This is a genomic window from Negativibacillus massiliensis, from assembly GCF_900148495.1.
Classification (GTDB): domain Bacteria; phylum Bacillota; class Clostridia; order Oscillospirales; family Ruminococcaceae; genus Negativibacillus; species Negativibacillus massiliensis.
Map to the genome: position 1 here is coordinate 267,154 of NZ_FTRU01000007.1, position 20,189 is coordinate 287,342.

16 protein-coding genes are annotated in these 20,189 nt (G+C 49.0%); 7 read left to right on the forward strand and 9 right to left on the reverse strand.

All coding sequences use genetic code 11. From position 1 onward, the window contains the following. Positions 1 to 54 precede the first annotated feature (54 nt). Positions 55 to 1,821 (forward strand): DNA primase, encoded by a 1,767-nt coding sequence (gene dnaG / locus BQ5375_RS03955; protein ID WP_022132659.1) that lies wholly within the window; start codon positions 55 to 57, stop codon positions 1,819 to 1,821. Beyond that, the gene (gene rpoD / locus BQ5375_RS03960) at positions 1,763 to 2,905 is read left to right on the forward strand and encodes an RNA polymerase sigma factor RpoD (RefSeq protein ID WP_143529430.1); all 1,143 of its coding nucleotides are present in this window, start codon (positions 1,763 to 1,765) and stop codon (positions 2,903 to 2,905) included. Before dnaG ends, rpoD begins: the two co-directional genes overlap by 59 nt. Positions 2,906 to 3,185: 280 nt before the next feature. On the opposite strand, the gene BQ5375_RS03965 is transcribed toward rpoD, so the two are convergent. Continuing rightward, complete coding sequence (locus tag BQ5375_RS03965; protein WP_022132661.1) at positions 3,186 to 3,713, reverse strand: GNAT family N-acetyltransferase; 528 nt, start codon at positions 3,711 to 3,713, stop codon at positions 3,186 to 3,188. A gap of 435 nt (positions 3,714 to 4,148) precedes the next feature. Beyond that, entirely contained in the window at positions 4,149 to 5,486 is a 1,338-nt protein-coding gene (locus tag BQ5375_RS03970; protein WP_076917437.1) for a C1 family peptidase, read from the reverse strand. 365 nt (positions 5,487 to 5,851) lie between these two features. Between BQ5375_RS03970 and BQ5375_RS03975 the strand changes: the two genes are divergently transcribed. Then, the gene (locus BQ5375_RS03975; RefSeq protein WP_022132663.1) at positions 5,852 to 6,253 is read left to right on the forward strand and encodes an RrF2 family transcriptional regulator; all 402 of its coding nucleotides are present in this window, start codon (positions 5,852 to 5,854) and stop codon (positions 6,251 to 6,253) included. Positions 6,254 to 6,600: 347 nt separating this feature from the next. Further along, on the forward strand, positions 6,601 to 7,056 hold the full coding sequence (locus BQ5375_RS03980) for a hypothetical protein (RefSeq protein ID WP_022132664.1): 456 nt from the start codon (positions 6,601 to 6,603) through the stop codon (positions 7,054 to 7,056). Positions 7,057 to 7,142: 86 nt separating this feature from the next. On the opposite strand, the gene BQ5375_RS03985 is transcribed toward BQ5375_RS03980, so the two are convergent. The 4 genes from BQ5375_RS03985 to BQ5375_RS04000 all read right to left on the reverse strand — a co-directional run bounded on the left by BQ5375_RS03985 (position 7,143) and on the right by BQ5375_RS04000 (position 11,356). Beyond that, positions 7,143 to 7,646, reverse strand: a complete 504-nt coding sequence (locus BQ5375_RS03985) for a hypothetical protein (protein WP_022132665.1) — start codon at positions 7,644 to 7,646, stop codon at positions 7,143 to 7,145. Between the two features lie 160 nt (positions 7,647 to 7,806). After that, on the reverse strand, positions 7,807 to 8,691 hold the full coding sequence (locus BQ5375_RS03990; RefSeq protein ID WP_022132666.1) for an MBL fold metallo-hydrolase: 885 nt from the start codon (positions 8,689 to 8,691) through the stop codon (positions 7,807 to 7,809). 613 nt (positions 8,692 to 9,304) lie between these two features. Then, positions 9,305 to 9,787: a 23S rRNA (pseudouridine(1915)-N(3))-methyltransferase RlmH gene (gene rlmH, locus BQ5375_RS03995; protein WP_022132667.1), complete on the reverse strand. Its 483-nt coding sequence runs from the start codon at positions 9,785 to 9,787 to the stop codon at positions 9,305 to 9,307. Between the two features lie 24 nt (positions 9,788 to 9,811). Continuing rightward, a complete protein-coding gene (locus BQ5375_RS04000) occupies positions 9,812 to 11,356 on the reverse strand; it encodes a YifB family Mg chelatase-like AAA ATPase (protein ID WP_076917438.1) in 1,545 nt (514 codons plus the stop codon). Between the two features lie 410 nt (positions 11,357 to 11,766). Here BQ5375_RS04000 and BQ5375_RS04005 point away from each other — a divergent pair, with 410 nt between their 5' ends. After that, positions 11,767 to 12,699 carry a magnesium transporter CorA family protein gene (locus BQ5375_RS04005; RefSeq protein ID WP_022132669.1) on the forward strand — a complete coding sequence of 311 codons (933 nt, stop codon included), beginning with the start codon at positions 11,767 to 11,769 and terminating at the stop codon, positions 12,697 to 12,699. 78 nt (positions 12,700 to 12,777) lie between these two features. Further along, positions 12,778 to 14,061: a UDP-N-acetylglucosamine 1-carboxyvinyltransferase gene (locus tag BQ5375_RS04010; RefSeq protein ID WP_022132670.1), complete on the forward strand. Its 1,284-nt coding sequence runs from the start codon at positions 12,778 to 12,780 to the stop codon at positions 14,059 to 14,061. A gap of 781 nt (positions 14,062 to 14,842) precedes the next feature. Here the strand turns inward: BQ5375_RS04010 and cls are convergent. Together cls and galE are read right to left on the reverse strand one after the other, a co-directional pair. Further along, positions 14,843 to 16,444, reverse strand: a complete 1,602-nt coding sequence (gene cls, locus BQ5375_RS04020) for a cardiolipin synthase (RefSeq protein ID WP_235849975.1) — start codon at positions 16,442 to 16,444, stop codon at positions 14,843 to 14,845. 717 nt (positions 16,445 to 17,161) lie between these two features. Next, on the reverse strand, positions 17,162 to 18,172 hold the full coding sequence (gene galE, locus BQ5375_RS04025) for a UDP-glucose 4-epimerase GalE (protein WP_076917582.1): 1,011 nt from the start codon (positions 18,170 to 18,172) through the stop codon (positions 17,162 to 17,164). 182 nt (positions 18,173 to 18,354) lie between these two features. On the opposite strand from galE, the gene BQ5375_RS04030 reads away from it, so the two are divergent. Further along, positions 18,355 to 18,735 carry a hypothetical protein gene (locus tag BQ5375_RS04030; protein WP_022133409.1) on the forward strand — a complete coding sequence of 127 codons (381 nt, stop codon included), beginning with the start codon at positions 18,355 to 18,357 and terminating at the stop codon, positions 18,733 to 18,735. Positions 18,736 to 18,972: 237 nt separating this feature from the next. Here BQ5375_RS04030 and BQ5375_RS04035 read toward each other — a convergent pair whose 3' ends face one another. Then, the gene (locus tag BQ5375_RS04035) at positions 18,973 to 19,938 is read right to left on the reverse strand and encodes an ABC transporter substrate-binding protein (protein WP_022133410.1); all 966 of its coding nucleotides are present in this window, start codon (positions 19,936 to 19,938) and stop codon (positions 18,973 to 18,975) included. Positions 19,939 to 20,189: the final 251 nt, after the last annotated feature.

Consider the following 20,189-nt stretch of genomic DNA (forward strand, 5'->3'; position numbering starts at 1 on the left):
AGTTTGACAAAAAACTTTATTTTTTAGCTTTCAGGTATGAAAGGAGGGGAAAAGATGCTTCCAGATTTGTTTATTCAACAGCTTAAACAATACAGCGATATTGAACGGGTCGTTTCCGGATATGTGCAGCTAAAAAAGAAAGGCCGCTATCTGGTAGGTCTCTGCCCCTTCCATTCGGAAAAGTCAGGATCGTTCTTCATCTATCCGCAGACGCAGTCCTTTTACTGCTTTGGCTGCGGCGCGGGAGGAGATGTCATCACCTTTATCCGCCGCATCGAGAATTTGGAATATATGGAAGCGGTAAAATTTCTGGCAGATAAGTGCGGACTGGAAGTGCCGGAAAATGGTGAGACTGATTCCAGAACCCTGCTTAAAAAGAAGGTGCTGGAGATCAACCGCGAGTCCGCCCGGTTTTTCCATAATTGCCTGATGAGCGATCAGGGAAAAGGCGCCTATCAGTATCTGATTGAGCGCGGACGTGACCGCAAGACCATCCGTCACTTTGGCCTGGGTTATGCGCCGGATGACTGGTATGCTCTGGTCAACCACCTCAAGTCCAAAGGCTACACCGAGCAGGAAATGATCGAAGCAAACGTTGCGGTGAAAGGCAAAAAGGGAAACGCTTTCGACCGGTTCCGCAACCGCGTGATGTTCCCGATCATTGACCTTCGGGGCAACGTGGTTGCGTTTGGCGGAAGGGCACTGGACGATAAGGGTGCAAAATACCTAAACTCCAGCGATACGCCGGTCTTTAAAAAGAGTAAGAATCTGTTTGCGTTAAACTTTGCAAAGACCTCCAAATATCCGGGGCTGATTCTGGCAGAAGGATATATGGATGTCATCGCCATCCATCAGGCAGGCTTTGACAATGCCGTCGCCACGCTGGGAACCTCACTTACCGATGAACAGGCAAGGCTCATCTCCCAGTACACCGACAAGGTGATTCTGGCATACGACTCGGACGGGCCGGGACAGGCAGCGACCAAGCGAGCCATCAATATGTTTGATGAGGTGGGGGTTAAGGTCACCGTGCTTTCGATGACGGGGGCAAAGGACCCGGACGAATTTATCAAGAAATATGGGCGAGAGCGCTTTGCGATGCTTTTGGAAGGCAGCAGGAACGCGGTCGAATTTGAGCTTGCCAAAATCCGGTCGGCATACGATGTCGGCACACCGGACGGTAAGGTTGGATTCTTAAAGGAAGCGTGCAAGCTGTTTGCCGGCATCAAAAATCCGCTTGAGCGCGAGGTATATATTACCCAGACAGCAAATGAGCTGGAAATCTCCCCGCAGGCAATCCTGGCGCAGATCAAAAATCTGGACAAGCGGGAATACTACCGGGAGAGGAACAAACAAAAGTCAGACATGAACCTTTATATCGGCAGTATGGCGGCGGCAAAGGACGATTTGCAGCGTCAGCAGAAGCTGCGCTACGCCATGGCGGAGGAAGGAATCTTGTATTGTCTGATGAAAAATCCCGATTTTTACAGGACACTCGAAACAAAGATCGGGGAACAGGATTTTGTAACGGATATTAACAGGGAGCTGTATCATACCTTTGTGACGCGCCTGCAGGAAGGGCAGGGAATCGAGATGCTCGATCTTTCCTCCCAGCTTTCCGAACAGGCGATGGCAAGGGTGTCGGCAATTCTGGCGACCGCGCCTTCCCAAAGGTGCGATGAGGCAGCGCTTGAGGATTATATCAGAATCTTAATTGAGCACAGAAATGTAAAAACAGACAGGGAAGTTGCGCAGATGGATGATGCAGACCTGGGGGAATACATCAAAAATCTGGCAGCGAAAAAAAACAGGAGGAGTTAGTTTGGCAGTTAAAGACAAAAAGGCGGTCATCCGCAGCCTGATCGAAAGCGGAAAAGCCAACGGCAAACTGACCACAAGAGAAATCAACGATGCTCTCGAGCAGCTTGATTTTGACGTGGAAAAGGTAGACAAGCTGTATGATACGCTGGAATCACTCAACATCGACATTGTCGATGACATTGATCTGTCCGATCTGGATGGAAAAGATCTGGACGGGGACAAGGATGACGATGCGCTGCTGTCGGTAGACGGTATCAGCATCGATGACCCGGTCAAAGTTTACCTCAAGGAGATCGGCCGTGTTCCGCTGCTGACTCCAGAGGAAGAAATCGAACTGGCTGAAAGAATGGCACAGGGCGACCCTTATGCAAGAAAACGTCTGTCCGAAGCAAACCTGCGACTGGTTGTCAGCATCGCAAAACGTTATGTTGGCCGCGGCATGCAGTTCTTGGATCTGATTCAGGAAGGAAACCTGGGTCTGATCAAAGCAGTTGAGAAGTTTGACCACACCAAGGGCTTCAAGTTCTCGACCTATGCAACATGGTGGATTCGTCAGGCAATCACTCGTGCAATCGCAGACCAGGCAAGAACCATCCGTATTCCAGTACACATGGTAGAGACCATCAACAAGGTAAAGAAGGTTTCCAGCCAGCTGCTGCACAAAAACGGACACGATCCGACAGCAGAAGAGATTGCTGCAGAACTGGATATGCCAATTGACAAGGTACGCGAGATCATGCGTGTGGCACAGGAGCCAGTTTCTCTGGAAACTCCAATTGGTGAGGAAGAAGACAGCCACTTAGGCGACTTTATCGAGGACTCGGATGCACCTGCTCCGGCAGATGCTGCATCTCACACCCTGCTCAAAGAGCAGCTGGAGGATGTTCTCTCCACCCTGACACCAAGAGAAAAGAAGGTTCTGGAGCTGCGTTTTGGTCTGGAGGACGGCAGAAACCGCACTCTGGAAGAAGTTGGCAAGGAATTTAACGTTACCCGTGAACGTATCCGTCAGATCGAAGCTAAGGCTCTGAGAAAACTCAGACATCCAAGCAGAAGCAAGAGACTTAAAGACTTTTTAGATTAACCAGCTTGAAGCTGGACACTGTTTCGCGCTCTGGTTTAGTGCGAAATTGTAGTTTCAGCACGCGGTGTTCGCTCGCGTTAACACACTCGCTCTTTTGAGCAAACGAACCGTCTTTGTGCCGAAGGCAAACAGGAGTTTTTTGTCAAACTTTTGTACACAAAAGTTTGTGGGTGAAACCCCTGTGACACAGACACTTCAAGTAAAAACAAAAAGATGCAGGCATTTTGCCTGCATCTTTTTTTGTAGTAATTTTCATTTTCAGCAAGAGATGACAGCTGGATTAAGACTGCTTGCTTTTGTCTTCTTTCAGCAAAGAAAACAACACGTTATCATAGATTACGCCGTTGTCTTTGATTGCCCGACGCAGATATCCTTCCTGCACAAAGCCCAGTTTGCTCAGCAGTGCGCGGGAAGCAGTGTTCGGTGCAAGTGCCTGCGCAGTGATGGCGTCATACTTTCTTTCCTCAAACAGATAGTCGATGAAAGCGGAAAGTGCCTCGGTCATATATCCCTTGCGGGTATATTCTTCACCCAGCCAGTAGGCAAGGTCGACGGAGTTGACATCATATCGCAGGTGGTCTTCGTCAATATGAATCTTGCCAATGAGTTCATCGGTGTCTTTCAAGGCAACCGCAAAATCCTTTTGCTTTTCGATCATCTGCTGAAGATATTGTCTGGAGCCCTCGCGGTCCATCTTGTACATACACAGATATTTTAAGACAAAATCCGAGTTTGCAAGCGGGTCGAAGCGATCCAGATCGGACATTTTCAATTCACGGATGATAAGACGTTCGGTAACAAGGTTCATGGGAGTATCTCCTGATGTGTTATTTGGGAAAAAACAGAAGTTTTTTGTCAAACTTTTGTACACAAAAGTTTGTGGGGGTACGGGGGCAACGCCCCTGTGACACTTCACAATAAAATAAAAATCGATAGGGGCAGTATGCCGTTTCGATGCTGACGCACGTCAGTGCGCATCTGCACATATTGTGCAGGTGTAAACTGGAAGCAGTTTCTACCGTCAAAAATCATCCACTGGATAATTTTTGAGCTCACTTTCTGATTACAATCGATTTTCGAGAACTTTTTCTCTTGCAAAAAGTTCTCGAGCTCTCAAAAATGCGCCTGACGATAAGGTTTCCGCACTCTGCGGAGTGCGTCAAAGGGCTTTGCCCTTTTGAAACCCACCACCTTTTGTAAAAGGTGGACGAAAACTTCTATTTTTGTGTTTTGCGGCAGCCTGCTATTTTGCCAGTGAGCCCATTGGGTCCCATGGTTCCAGCATGATTGGCTCGGATTCGTAAACGTCCAGAACCTCTTTTGGCAGGTACTTTTTGTTTACTACGATCTGGTAGGTGTACTCGTCAAACCAGCGATCGCTCATAACATAGTAACCATCTTTGCCAGCATCTTCGCCCCAGCTGTTTTCCACTCTCCAGCGGTTTGGATTGCCGTTTTCATCCAGATTAACCCCCTGGAATACCATTGCATGGGTCATCAGGCTCTGACCGTAGTCCAGACGTTCACCCTTGGTCATGCCGAAGGTGGTGTCAAACAGGTGGTCAAGGTCATAAAGCTCGGTGTCCATGATGCCGCCGTCACGGGAGGAACGTTTGCCGACATCACAGCCAAACCATACCGGTTCGCCATCCTTCATCTGAGCGATTGCAGCTTTTTTGAGCTCCTCGATTGGCAGGTTTACATATTTAACCGGTCTGCCTTCGATGACGTTGCCCAGATAGCTGACGCTGTAGCTTCTGTAGAATGGTTTATCCTCTGTAGGAGCGTTGATCAGGCTGATATAATCGTTGACATTGACACCGATATATTTTTCATAGAATGCTTTTGGAGTCAGGTCGCAGTCGCGATGGAAGTTGCCGTCTTTGTCGCGGTACTCAAAGGTAAAGGTCTTTGGTGGTTTGCCAAGGCTGATGCACAGCATGTTGTAGATGGTCTGCATCATTTCTTCCTTGCGGGCACGCAGCTGTTCCATGCTTTCGCCGTCTTTGTGTGCGCGTCTTAAGATGCAGGCAAACTCACGCAGTTTTTCGGTCATGTAAGAGCACATTTCCGAAGTAGCCGAGGAGCTGTAGCTTTCCGGCATTGCGGATTTTGGAACCAGACCATATTTGTTGACCAAGCTGCAAAGCATATCCCACTGGCCGCCGTCACCGAGTGGAGAGGACAGCAGGTGTGCAATCAGGCGGCTGCTGGTCTTTTCGTCGAGGGTGTTGAGGATGCTTTCGAGGAAGTAGTTGGATTTTTCCAGCTTATCGTAAAACAGAGTGTAGCTCTGGGAAAGCTCAAAGGTTTCGAGGTTGCATTTTTTCATCAGGGCAAAGCGCAGGCAGTTGAGTGCTGCGAACATCCAGCAGCGGCCGCTCTTTTTCTGATTGGTGATCTTGCCCTGGGTCAGGCTGATGGAGTAATCGTGTGTAATCTCGCGGTCAACCGGATAGTTTCTGGCGCAGGCATTAATTCCGTTTGTATATACAGCGTTCATCGCAACGGTATGTACCGGATTCTGGTCAAATTTCTGCTCAAGACTGCAGAGTGCTTCTGGGGAAATGGTGGTATTCATATTCAATCACTCCTTTAAAAATTTAGGCAGAAAGCTTTTAAAGCTTGCTCCCTGTTTTTTCATTCTAGCACTCTTTTCGGTGATTGAATATATATTTTTGTAAAGAAAGGGCGAACTTTGTCAAATCAGGATAACAAAGAGGGAAAAAATCTTTCATTGTGACCAAAAAGGGGGATGGCACAGGTCCACACTGGCAGTTCCTTCCTTGACCTCCAACACTCCTATGCAGAGAATCAAGATCAAAATAGGAAAAAGTTTATGCTTGACAAGCGATAAAGGGTATTATATACTAAAAAGGTAAGGTATAAAGGGGAGAAAACCCCAGGGAAAAAGCAGAACGGCTTTAGAAGCGAGAGGTGAATGAAATGCATATTACACTAGAGGCCGATTATGCAGTGCGGATTGTTCATGCACTGGCACAGAGTGGGAAAAGGTTGGATGCAAAGACCATTTCTGAAATGACAGGGGTGACGCTGCGTTTTTCACTGAAGATTCTTCGCAAGCTGGTTGCTGCGGGGATTGTCAAATCCTTTAAAGGAACCCAGGGCGGTTATGAAATCGGCAAACCAGCGGAAGAAATCTCGCTGGGTGAAGTGATCGAAACCATCGAGGGAAGATATACCCTCAACCGCTGTGTGACAGGGGAATATGCCTGCACACGCCACAAAAACAAATGCTGTGAGTTCCAGAAAATCTTCCGCGAGATCTCGGAGGATGTGCGCAAGCGTTTGTATTCCTACCACTTTTCTGACTTTATGGAAAAATAACAATAGCAAAAAGAAAAACGGCTTTTCGATACAGGAAATAATCGAAAAGCCGTTTTTGCTTTGAAATTAACTTGATGATGACATCATTATAACGATTTTTCCCCGGCAAATCAAGAGCTTTTCCCCAAAAAAATGCCGTTTTTCCCCATGATTTCACGCTTTTTTCTACAGAAATGTCGAATTGAGAAGATTTTTGTCGATGAGAAACACTGTCTTGTGTAAAATAGTTGAAAATTGAGTTTAAACAGGTTAAAAGTTTTATGGGGAATTTGGGTTAAGCCACTAGGATTTTTACTTTTGAAGTGGTATAATAAAGAAGCCGAAGATTCCAGGAAAGAAGGAAGTTTATGTACGGAATAACCGCATTCTGGTCAATATCCTCGATCGTTCAACTTGCAGTCTATATCGTTTCTGCGCTTGCCTTTTTTAAGCTGGCAAAGCTGCGCTGTATGCCGTATCCGTGGCTTGCGTTTATCCCGCTGTTTAACCTCTATGTAATCGGATATATCGGCGATACGCTCAAGTATAATACCGCTCCATTCAACCGCTATCTCAGCGATGTGCCGCTTGCATATGCGCTGCCGATCCTTTCCATCGTTTCTTCGATGGCATGGGCAGTTCCATTTTTGGGTGGACTGATTTCGGGTATCTTGGGTCTGGTGGTTTATCTGGCACAGGTCATGATCTACCTGTTTGTCTTCCAGCAATACGAACCACGAAACAAATTCCTGTTTACCCTGCTTTCCCTGATTCCGGTGGTAGGACCGGCACTGATCCTCTATTCGATTCGGGAATATCGCTAAACAGATCAAGAAGCAACAATCTTAAACTGAACACCATATAAAACCCAAGGAAAAGGACTCGCCAATTGACGAGTCCTTTTCTGATGTTATGTATTCTGTTGTTCTTTGCGTTCCTTGCTCAGAAAATAGAGAATGAAGATCGGTCCGCAAATCAAGGTTGCAAGAATCGTGTAGGTAAGCCTTTTCTGCGGTACATAGCGGGAGAAGAACAGATAGTACAGAAGAAAGGCGATTGCAAGACTAAACGGAGTGTAAAAGATGCTCCAGAGGTTTTCCAGCTGGGGAACAAACAGGGTTATGATCATGTCGATTGCATATCCGCCGAGCGTCAGCAGGCAGAAGGAAATGTGCGAAAAACGCTGATAGAGCGGGGGAACATCCGGCAGCATGGCATTGATGAATCTTCCTGTCTGATAGACATTCAGAATCGGGACAAAGGACATCCACGGGGAGGGAACGCCGTAGCGTACCGCCAGATTATAAAAGGCGATGGCGTTGATCAGATAGATGACCAGGACTAACAGCAGCAAAAACAGAAACAGGGCGGTCAGCTCACTGGGAAGCATGGATGACAGGTAACCTTGCAACATAAAAACACTTCCTTTCGCAGGATATTCTGAATATGACAATTGTATCATAAATGCAGAATAAATTCTATTTCCTGTGAGGAGAAGTTTTTCTGTTTCTTTTATGGATTTTAGAGAAAAGCAAAAATGGCTCTAACCGAAAAAGGTCAGAGCCGTTATGTTTTTATAGAGCGGGGGACGGAGCAGCAGCGGCAGTCCAACCCGGTTTGAGCAGAAGGTTTGCAGCCGGTGCATCCGGAGAGTCAGAAAGCAGAATCGGGATGCTTGGTTCACTGCGGCGCGCCACCTGAAGGGTGAAGTCGCGATCTTCCACAAAGCCTGCCTGAGACAAAGCCTGATGTGCTGCCTGATGGGCAAGCAGCTCCATGTTGTTGTTTTTGCTCAGGTGTCCCAGTACAAAGTGACGGGTTCCCTGCGCGGCAAGTCCGGTTAAAGCAGTAGCACAATCACCGTTAGAAAGGTGACCGTTCTGAGACTGGATGCGGCGCTTGAGGTAATAAGGATAATCGGAAACGCGGATCATGCCCTCATCGTAGTTAGACTCCAGCATGACCACCTGACAGCCGCAGAGTCCCTGCTGTACCTGTGGGGTATAGACACCAAGGTCGGTTGCGACACCGACCGAGATCTCGTCGTTGTGTTTGTCCAGAAAGGTGAAGCGGTAGCCGAGGCTTCCCACACTGTCATGAGAGGTTGGGAAGGGGCTGACCTGCATCTGGTCGACATAAAATCCGTCCGGGTTTGCCTCATACAGAGGGAGATCTTCGGGAAGCTTTACATTCTCTCGGATGAAATCCAGCACCTCACGGGAGGCAAAAAGCGGGACGGGATATTTTTTTAAAAAGACCGCAAGGCCTTTGATATGATCGGAATGTTCGTGGGTAATGAGGATGGCGGAGAGATCTTTTGGATCGACGTCAAGGGAAGAAAGGGCAGTGACAGCTGCGCGGCAGCTGACGCCTAGGTCGATGAGGACCTTTGTTTTTCCCGAGTCTAGATAGACACAATTTCCGCTGCTTCCGCTGTAAAGCGGGCAAAACAGTGCCATGGAAAGCTCCTTTCTTATGGTGGGGGTAAGTTTTATCTGCAAAGAATTTTATCACAGGATGGGGGGATTGGCAAGGGGGCAGGACAATGTTGCAGTTTGAGCAGGAATGCATATACACTCTGCCTCAAACCAGAGTTTCAGCAAGTCTTCTACTTTGTAGAGCTACGCGCTCCACACCACGCCTACTTTCTTTGTAAAAGAAAAGTTAAACTTCGTTTAACTACCAAAGGTACACCAAAAACCTCCTGGTTTTTGGATTTCCAGCAGAAGGGGGAGTTCCCCCTTCGATCCCCCCGGTGAGTTATGAAACTTTTGTGATAGATAAGGGGGAGCGTGACCGCTTTGCGGTTACTGCAGGAAGGGATGGTTTTAGTTAGGAAAGCAAACTGGTTTTGCTTTCCATCCCTCGGAAAATCGAATGAAATTCGATTTTCATGGTGACGGCGCATCATTCTGATTTGCGCCGCCTGCTTTAACCGTCACCTGCCCCAGGGGATATCTAAGGGGAATCCCTTAGATACGCTTTTGGTTCCTTTTCTCGTAAAAGAAAAGGAACCGCGGGAGTGGGCTGCGTAAGCCCACATAGAAAATAGTTCACAGCTTCAAGCTGGCGCTACTTGTGGTATTTGGAGTTGTTGTTGATGCTGCATGCACGGTAGATCTGCTCCAACAGCATAACCCGCGCCAGCTGATGTGGAAAGGTCATCCGCGACATGGATAACTTAAAATCAGCCCGCTGCTTTACCTCATCGGATAATCCCCAGGAGCCGCCGATGATAAAGCTTAACTGGCTCATTCCGCGGTTTTGCACCTGCGTGAAGGTCTCGGCAAGATCCTCGGAGGAAAGCATTTTGCCTTCGATGCACATCGCCACCACATAGCTCTGCGGTGCGATTTTGGCTAGGATGCTCTGTCCTTCCTGCTGGATGCAGTTTGCAATGTGCGCATCCGAAGGGTTTTGCGGCATCTTGTATTCAGGCAATTCGAAAATTTGCAGTTTGCAGTAGGAACCAAGCCGCTTTGCATATTCTTCGCAGGCGCGGCGCAGATAGTCCTCTTTGAGCTTTCCAACGGTAATCAGGTCAATTTTGAGCATAGTGTGATTCCTTTCCAAAAAGAGTTAAAGCGAGTAGTCCTCGTACCAGTATTTCTGGTCGAGCGTGCGGTAGGCGAGTGCCTCGGCAATCTGCGGTTTGTCGATCACTTGCTGATGGGCAAGGTCGGCGATGGTGCGCGATACCTTGAGGATGCGGTCATAGGCGCGGGCGCTCATCCCCATCGAGTCAAAGGCGCGGCGCAGAAACTGCTGTGCCTGTTCGGTGGTCGGGCAGTAAGTCCCAAGACTTCCGGCAGGGATGCGGGCGTTGCAGGTGATGGAGGTGCCCGAAAAGCGTTCGTGCTGAATCTTTCGGGCAGCTTCGACCCTTGCGCGGACCTGTGCGGAGCTTTCCTCGTGGCTTTCTCCGGTAAGGGAGGAAAACTCGAGCGGCGCTACCTCGACATGAAGGTCAATGCGGTCCAGAAGCGGACCGGAGATGCGGGAGATGTATTTTTGTACTGCATGGGGCGAGCAGGTGCAGGCGATTTTGGGGTGCCCCCGATAGCCGCAGGGACAGGGATTCATCGCAGCCACAAACATCATCGAGCAGGGATAGGTTACGCGGGAGGTGGCGCGGGAGATGGTAACCTGGTTGTCCTCGATGGGCTGGCGCAGAACCTCCAGTGCCTGCCGCTGGAATTCGGGCAGCTCATCCAGAAAGAGCACACCGTTGTGTGCAAGGGAGATCTCTCCGGGAACGGGACTGGAGCCGCCGCCGGTCAGTCCTGCGGGGGAAACGGTGTGGTGCGGGGAACGAAACGGTCGGGTGGACAGAATAGGATGGTCAGGGGAGAGCATCCCAGCCACCGAGTAGATACGGGTGGTTTCGATTGCTTCCCGGAAGCTGAGCTTTGGCAGGATGGAGGGCAGGCGCTTTGCCAGCATACTTTTGCCGGTTCCGGGCGGGCCGATGAGCAGCAGGTTATGTCCGCCGGCAGCAGCGATTTCCAGAGCGCGCTTTGCAAAGTGCTGACCGCGCACATCGGCAAGGTCGTTTTCAAATTGATTTGCACCTGAAAGGATGAGCAGCGGATCAAACTCCACCGGTGTGATGGGGGGGCTTCCATTGAGGTGGGCAAGCAGTGCGGTAATGTCAGAGACCGGATAGACAGTAAGCCCCTCGACGATGGAGGCTTCCTTTGCGTTTTCTTCCGGCACAAAAAAGGCAGGGATGCCGTCAGCTTTTGCCCGCAGCGCCATCGAGAGCACGCCGTTGACTGGACGAATCTGTCCGGAAAGGCTTAGTTCCCCCACAAAGGCGGCATCCTCCGGCAGGGAGGAAAGCTGATTGGTGGCGGCAAGCACCGCAAGAAAGATGGGAAGGTCAAATGCAGGGCCAAATTTTCGCTGGCTTGCAGGGGCAAGGTTTACTGTGATTCTGCCCGCCGGAAGCTCGTAGCCGCAAAGTCGGATGGAGGACTGCACCCGCAGACGGGATTCCTTGATGGCAGCATCGGGCAATCCGACAATGTCAAATCCCGGCATGGCACGCCCGAAGGTCGCCTCCACTGTGACCGGAAAAGCGTCGATTCCGTCGATGCCGTAACTTTTCAGACAGCTGTACATAAAACAGTCCTCCCCCACAAAAAACTGACTTTATTATAGCATTTTATGCAGGAAAGGAGTAGTCTCAAAGAGCAAAAGAGGGAAAATATGGAAAATTTATTTTTGCATGCAACAAAAAAAGAAAAAAGCAAACACTTTAAAAGGAGCCGATAGTTAAAAATTGCACAAAATCTGCGCCGGACGGGCAGGCGATTTCTTTGTTTTGAAGGGCGAAGTTGGCCGGTTTTGGCTTGCAATCAGGCTGGTTTATGATATAATAAGACTGTTATGGAGATTTTTTAAAAGAGAATAACTTAAAGAGGTGAGTATTTTGAACCCTGACCCGTTAGGTTGTTGGTCATTTAGCAGAAAAACAAGATTCGGGACAGGATTCAAGACCGTTCTGTCCTGAAGTTGGGAGGAAGCCGGCCGTGCTCAATTTTTATAAAACGATTGATAACCGTGTTCGACCTATTTCGGTTGTCGAGGACGGCTGCTGGGTGTGCGCGATCTGTCCGACCGAGCAGGAAGTCCGTTATCTGGTCGATATTCTGGGACTGGAACAGGACTTTGTGCGCGCCGCACTGGACGAGGAGGAGAGTTCTCGTGTCGAGTCGGAGGAAGACCAGACGCTGGTCATCGTGGACGTGCCAACAGCGGAAAAACAAGATGAAGAAAAAACCATTGTTTATTCGACAATGCCAATGGCGATTATTACGAACAATCGCTTTATCACCACTGTGTGTCTGAGAGAGAACGCAGTGATTACCGAAATCAGCCAGGGACTGGTGAAGAATATCCAGACCCACTTGCGGACACAATTTTTATTGAGTATTTTGCTGCGGATCGCGACAAGGTTCCTGCAGTACTTAAAACAGATAGATAAGATTTCTTACACAACCGAAAACCTGCTGCACAAAACCATGAGGAACAAGGAGCTGGTGCAGATCCTTGGACTGGAAAAATCCCTGGTTTATTTTTCTACGTCACTCAAATCCAACGAGGTCACGCTGGAAAAGATTCTGCGCGGCCGCATCATCAAGCTGTATGATGAGGATGAAGAGCTTCTGGAAGATGTTATTATCGAGGTCAAGCAGGCAATCGAGATGTGTTCGATCTATGCAAACGTCCTTTCCAACACGATGGACGCCTTTGCATCGATCATTTCCAACAACCTGAACATCGTGATGAAGGTGCTGACCGCACTGACCATCGTGATGGCTCTGCCGAATATGGTATTCGGTCTTTATGGAATGAATGTGGATGGTCTGCCTTATCCGCATTTTTGGTTTACGCTTGCACTGGCAGGGGCATTGGTGCTGCTGTGCACGCTGATTCTTTGGAAGAAAGATATGTTTAAGTAAGTTGGATTCAGTTGGATTTAGGGCAGAGGGGCCATTCCTGTGTGGTGGCGCAAAAACGAAATTTAAGGGGAGTCAGCCTTGGAAAAATATGTAATTAACGGCGGAAACGCCCTTCATGGTGAAGTGGAAATCAGCGGAGCAAAGAACGCAGCGGTTGCAATCATCCCTGCAACTGTTCTGGCACAGGATATCTGTGTCATCGAAAATGTACCAAATATCAGTGATGTCAGCATCCTGTTTCAGATACTCAGAGATCTTGGCGCAAACGTGCGCTATTTAGCGAAAAACACCGTCGAGATCGACACCAGAAATATCCGCGAGCCAGTTGTTCCTTACGAATCGGCCCGCCATCTTCGTGCGTCCTACTATTTCCTCGGTGCTTTCCTGGGACGTTTTGGCGAAGCACATGTTTCCCCTCCGGGCGGCTGCAACTTCGGTGTGCGCCCAATCGACCAGCACATCAAGGGCTTTGAGGCACTGGGAGCAACCGTTACCACCGATTATGGCTTTATCAACGCACAGAGCGACGAAATGTTCGGCGCACACATCTATCTGGATGTTGTGTCGGTTGGTGCTACCGTTAATATTATGCTGGCAGCAGTCCGTGCAAAGGGTCTGACCATTCTGGAAAATGCTGCAAAAGAGCCGCACATCGTTGACCTTGCAAACTTCTTAAACTCGATGGGCGCTGATATCCGTGGTGCAGGTACCGACGTGATCAAGATTCACGGCGTAGACATTATGCACGGCACAAACTATCCGATTATCCCGGACCAGATTGAGGCTGGAACCTATATGACCATCGCTGCTGCTACCGGTGGAGATGTACTGATTAAAAATGTTATTCCAAAGCATCTGGAAGCTATCACTGACAAGCTGATTCAGGCTGGCTGCGAGATCGAGGAATATGATGATTCGATTCGTGTGCGCCGCACCGGCGTGCTCAACAAAACAAACGTTAAGACTCTGCCGCATCCGGGCTTCCCGACCGACATGCAGCCGCAGATGACCACCCTGCTTTCAATTGCACAGGGTACCAGCATCGTGACGGAGGGCGTGTGGGACAACCGCTTTAAGTATGTGGACGAGCTGCACCGTATGGGCGCAAAGATTCAGGTAGACGGCAAGGTAGCCGTTGTAGAGGGCGTAGAGCAGCTTTCGGGTGCACAGGTCAAAGCTTTGGACCTGCGTGCAGGAGTAGCTCTTGTACAGGCTGCACTGAGCGCAAAAGGCACTTCTGAGATTGAGGATATCCACTGGGTGGAACGCGGATACGAGGATCTGATCGGCAAATTGCAGAAGATCGGCGCGGACATCAAAAAGGTGACCATTCCAGACGGAGCCTTTGCAAAGAACGCATAATCAATGAAAAAGAAAAAGGGTATGGGAAGAAATTCCCATACCCTTTTGTGCTGTATGCCAAAATGATAGATGTGTGCCAAGACAGAGTGCAGGCTCAGTTTGAGGAATGCCAGGAAAGGGTAAATTCAGTGTATGACAATCACCCAAACCACCACGCTGACGCATTTGGAAGAACTGCTGAGATCTGCCAGTTTACTATGTGGGCTTACGCAGCCCACCCCTGCGCCAGCTTGAAGCTGGACACTGTTCGCCTACGGCGCAAAGATGGGTAGTTCGGACAATGACGCAAAACTTTATTTTTCCACAATTTATAACATTATCCTGTCTCCACAGTCACTCCGTGACGTTCCCCCTCGTTTACCACGAAAGTTTCATGCATCATTGGGGGGATCGAAGGGGGCAGGGCAATGTTTTAGTTTTAGCAGAAATAACCTTAGCAGTCATTGCCCCTGAGAATCTCGCAAAGCTCGATTCTCCGCTGGGGGTGTCGAGAGGGGGCAGCGCCCCCTTCTGTTGGAGGTCAAGGAACCAAGAGGTTCCTTGTGAATCTTTGGTAGTTAAACGAAGTTTAACTTTTCTTTTACAAAGAAAGTATCCCCGGGGTGCAGGGGCGGGGAGCCACCCTGCAAAAGAAACAGGTTTACTGAAAGTAAATTAAGGACAAATAACATTTGGGATTATACTCCAAACGGCAGCTTGTAAAAACGAAAGTTTCCCTGTGTGCTGAAGCTGAAATCCTGCAGTATACCAGAGTGCGAAATAGTGACCAGCTTCAAGCTGGTTACATCAATGGTGCAAAGGCGCGCAGCAAAGAGCGTAAAATTCGGATTGGTGCTTTGACAGCACGCTCTTTCTCCAGCGTGATCTCCTCACAGATGTTCTGGGTGCGCAGAAAATCTTCCTTGACCTTGGAAACCATCGGAGATAGATAAAATGCAACACCGCACTCGAAGTGCAGATAAAAACTGCGGAAATCGACGTTGGTCGTGCCGACAATAGCGGTGCTGTCATCGCTGACAAACATCTTGGCATGGATAAATCCCGGCGTGTATTCAAAAATGCGGATGCCTGCACGCAGAAGCTGGGAATAATGGGAGCGGGTGACCATGTGGACATACCACTTGTCCGGTACGTGCGGGGTGATGATGCGCACATCAATGCCACTTTGTGCAGCAAGGCAGAGGGCGTTGATCATCTCGTTGTCCAAAATCAGATACGGCGTGGTAATGTAGACATAGTTCTTTGCGTGGTTTAGGATCTGCATGTAGACGTTTTCGGCAAGATTGAAGTTGTCCAGCGGGCTGTCACCGTAAGGTTGGACAAAGCCGGCACAGCTGTGCGAGCGGGTTGGAAGAAAGTCGGACAGGCTCAAACTTTCGTGACAGGTAAACTGCCACAGTTCCAAAAACATCTCGGTCAGACTCTGCACCGCTTCCCCACGAAGCAGAACGGCGGTATCTTTCCAGTGACCGTATTTTTCCTTCTGGTTGATGTATTCGTCAGCAAGGTTGATGCCGCCGGTGAAGCCGACATTTCCGTCGATGACACAGATTTTGCGGTGATCGCGGTAGTTTGTGGCAGCGTTGAGCCTTGGACGGAAGGGGTTGAAGACACCGACCTGAAATCCCTTCTGCCGCAGATAGTCGGCGTAGAGGGCAGGCAGGGTGGCAACACAGCCGACATCATCGTAAAGGATGCGTACCTCTACCCCGTGGGCACGCTTGTTTTCCAGAATTTTTAGGATAGAGTCCCACATCTTTCCATGCTGTACGATGAAATATTCCAACAGGATAAATTTCTGTGCGCCGCGAAGCTCCTCCAGCAGCCGTGCAAAGAACTGTTCCCCGCTGGGGAAGTATTCCGCTTCGGTGTTCTGGTAAAGCTCAAATCCTGACACGTTGTAGATGTAGTCTGCCTGTCGGGCAAGGGTGTAATGATTTTCCCGCAGCCGTTCCAGAGTTTGACAGTTTCCGCTGCACTGGGGCAGGGAACCGTGGTCCTTATGCAGCAGGGCATCGGTATAGCTTTCGATCTGGCGCGCCATCCGGCGTCCATGCATCTTGCGTCCGAAGATGAGATAGAACACGCCGCCGATGAGCGGAACAGCCATAATGACAATGATCCAGGAAATTTTAAAGGAGGGGTTATCCTCCCGGGTGAGGATGTACAGCACCATCAGAATGCTGACGACATTAAAGACAATGCTGATCCAATAGCGCATGGTACCGACCTTGACCAGAAGAAACAGCAATAGAAAAAGCTGGACAAGAATCAGCACGCCGACGATGAACAGTCGGCTGGTGAGAATCTTGAGCAGCCGCTTTTTATGGGAACGGCGGGTCGGGACCTGGTTTGGCTGGATATGGGCTTTCAGGAAAAACACCTTCTTTTTGAGTATGGATTTCTGATTATAATAACGAGATACAGGGGAAATATTCTTCTCCGAAGAAGTCGAGGCTTGTGTAATAAATGAGGGGGAGCGTCACGGAGTGACTGTGGGGGAGACTTCCCCCCGAGGAGATATCAAAGAGGATACTTCCTCTTTGATACGCTTTTGGATACTTTTCTCGTAAAAGAAAAGTATCCGCAGGGGTGGGCTGCGTAAGCCCACAGAGAAACTTTTGATTTTTACAAGCTATCGTTTGAAGCAGAAGCCAAAATATTATCTTTACACTCTGATTCAAACTAAAGTTTCAGCAAGACTTTTCCTTTGTGGAGCTGCGCGCTCCACACCGCGCCTACTTTCTTATGTAAAGAAAGTAGGCAAAGATACACCAAAAACCTCCTGGTTTTTGGATTTCCAGCAGAAGGGGGAACTCCCCCTTCGATCCCCCAGCGATGCTCGAAAGTTTCATGGTAAATGAGGGGGAACGTCGCGGAGTGACTGTGGGGGAGACTTCCCCCCGAGGAGATATCAAAGAGGATACTTCCTCTTTGATACGCTTTTGGATACTTTTCTCGTAAAAGAAAAGTATCCGCGGGAGTGGGCTACGTAAGCCCACATAATCCCCCGCCTTTTCTGTGATAGACATAAGGCTGACTGAGGTTTACTCAGTCAGCCTTTTTTCGTTTGATTTGTGCAACGGATGATAACGATTTGTTATTCCAGTCCGTTTGGATTTTTGGAAATGAAGTTCCAGCCGGTGCGGCACATGTCCTCAATAGTGCGGGTAGCTTCCCAGTCAAGCATTTCTTTTGCTTTGGAAGCGTCAGCATAGCAGGAGGCGATGTCGCCTGCACGACGTGGTGCGATTTTGTAGTTGATGCTGTGTCCGCATGCTTTTTCGAATGCGTGGAGAATCTGGAGAACGCTGGTACCGTTGCCGGTTCCGAGGTTGATGGCTTCCACGCCGGTGTGGGACAGGCTGTAGTCAATTGCTTTGAGGTGACCCAGTGCGAGGTCTACAACATGGATGTAGTCGCGGACGCCGGTTCCGTCTACGGTGTCGTAGTCATCGCCGAATACGCTCAGACATGGCAGCTTGCCGATTGCAACCTGTGCGATGTATGGCAGAAGGTTGTTTGGAATGCCGTTTGGATCTTCGCCGATGAGGCCGCTTTCATGAGCACCGATTGGGTTGAAGTAACGCAGCAGGATGACGCTCCATTCCTTGTCAGCAACATACAGGTCGGAAAGGATCTGCTCGATCATAACTTTGGTGTAGCCGTAAGGATTGGTTGCGGAGGTTGGCATGCCTTCTTTGAAAGGAACTGGATTGTTCATGCCGTATACGGTTGCGGAGGAGGAGAAAACGATCTTCTTGCAGCCGTGTTCACGCATGCTCTGGCAGAGCATCAGGGTGCCGGTGATGTTGTTGTGGTAGTATTCCAGCGGCTTCTGAACAGATTCACCAACTGCCTTGAATCCTGCAAAGTGGATAACAGCTTCGATGTTCTGTTCTTCAAAGATTTTATCGATTGCCGGTTTGTCCAAAAGGTCTGCCTGATAAAGGATTGGACGGATTCCGGTGATTTTTTCAATGCGGTTTAAAACTTCCGGTTTGGAATTGGAAAAGTTATCGACAATAACGACCTCTTTTCCTGCCTGGATCAGTTCAACGACGGTATGGCTGCCGATAAATCCGGCGCCTCCGGTAACCAGAATAGCCATGGTGACACGCTCCTTTTTATTTGACATAAATGTGACGATCCTTCTTCTTACAGTATACCCCCAGTGAGATAGCGTGTCAATTTGAAATTCGAAAACTTTTTTCAGGGCAAGGAGGGATTGTTGCATTTTGGAATGCAACTGCGCCGCCTTTTTTGAGTATAGGTGAAAGGAAGTGGCAAACTATGCTTGAAAACGGATTTATTATGCTGCCAAGAAGCATCACCAACTGGCAGTGGTACGATGAACCAAACACCATGCGGATCTTTTTGCATCTGCTGCTCACCGCAAACTATACCGACCGCAGCTGGCACGGAATCCCGGTGCTGCGGGGACAGCGCATCTGCACCTATGGAGTGCTTGCCGGAGAGCTGGGAATGAGCATCCAGCAGGTGCGCACCGCATTAAGTCATCTGGAATGTTCGGGGGAAGTAAGCCGCCAGACATTAGCGCGGGCAAGCCTGATTACCGTCAACAACTATGACAGCCTGCTTGCGGGTGTGGAAAAAGTGGATGTTCCTGTACCTTTTTCATGGATGGTGCACAACCAAAGCACAGCCTTTTAACAGCATGCTAACAACCGGTGAACAGTCGGGCAGCATCCAATCCACAACAATGGAAAAAAGAAATAAAACAAAAAAGCAAAAAGGGGAGAAGGAAAAAAGGAAAGAACGGTCTCCTTTCCACACCTTCCTTTATCGGGAAAGTTAAAGATACTTTGTAAAAAAGGCAGCGTTTGCTCTGTCTTTGTTTTAAAATCCTTCCGAGAAAAGAAAAAGTCCTGGGGAAAAGCCCCCAAGACTTTATTTTCCGTATGCTTGCGGATATGCGGCGCGAGCCATTTTGGCAAGTTCTTCGATCATCGGCAGTCCGCGCAGCCGCATCGCGGAAAAATCAACTGCCACCAGCTGGTCGGATGTAACCGCTGGACAATCTTTATAAACTTCGCTCTGTTTGATCTGTTCCGGATCGATGGTGCTGTCATAAAACAGAATATCCGGTGTCAGCTCATCTTTTTCAATTTCGGGATAATTCCAACGGGAGCCAAGATCACCGATATTTTTCAGTCCCATCGAATCGAGCATCTGTCCTTCGAAAGTTTCGCCGGTTGCCATGGTGTAATCAAGCTGTGCAAGGTAGACAGCCTTTTTCTCACCGGAAACCCGGGTGTATTCCATCGCAGGGCCAATGGCGTCATTGAGTTTTTGGTCATAGTCGGTAAGGAACTGTTCTGCGCGGGTGGTGCCTTCCAGTCCATAGCACAGGGTGAACAGCTGGCGGTAACGTTCCTTGATTTGGTCAATGGAATCCGGATGTGTAAAGGTGATAACTTCAATTCCCTGCTGGGAGAGCTCTTCCTTCTGACTTTGGCGCATCGGAGAGGAAACCAGCACCCAATCCGGTTTGGAAGCAGCGATCTGGGAAAGGTCCGGGTCCAGCACCGTTCCGCATGCCTTAGCACCCGATACCGAAATATTGGCCGGTGCATCGTTGCTTACGGCACAAACAAGGCTTGCTGCACCGATATCCTCCAACGCCTGAATCAGGTCGGCGGACAAAACAGCGAGCCTTCGGGGTTTGGACTGGATGATGTGGTTTTCTTCCCCAATTTCCAGGCGAACAGGGAACGATTCGGTCTGCGTTTGCTCGGAAAGATATTCTGTTGAGGTATCCTGACTGCTGTTTGATGAGGTACAGCCGCTTAACAGCCCTCCCACAAGGCACAGGCACAAAAGCGGTGTCAGCAGAGATTTTAGTACTGTGTTCATCCCGATAAATCCTTTCGATGAATTCTTTATATTTATTGTAACTTTTACTCGCTGTAATGTCAATCGTCTTGGCAAAGTAAAAAGTTAGAATCGGATACTTTGATTTCTGCCTGATTTTGTCGGCAGATTTTTCCTGTTCCTATCAGGTGGATTTTTCCATGAAGGGGGGCGCCAAACCTACAGAAAAACTTTTGCTTTTTTACAAGCTATCGTTTGAAGCAGAAGCCAAAACATTATCTTTACACTCTGCC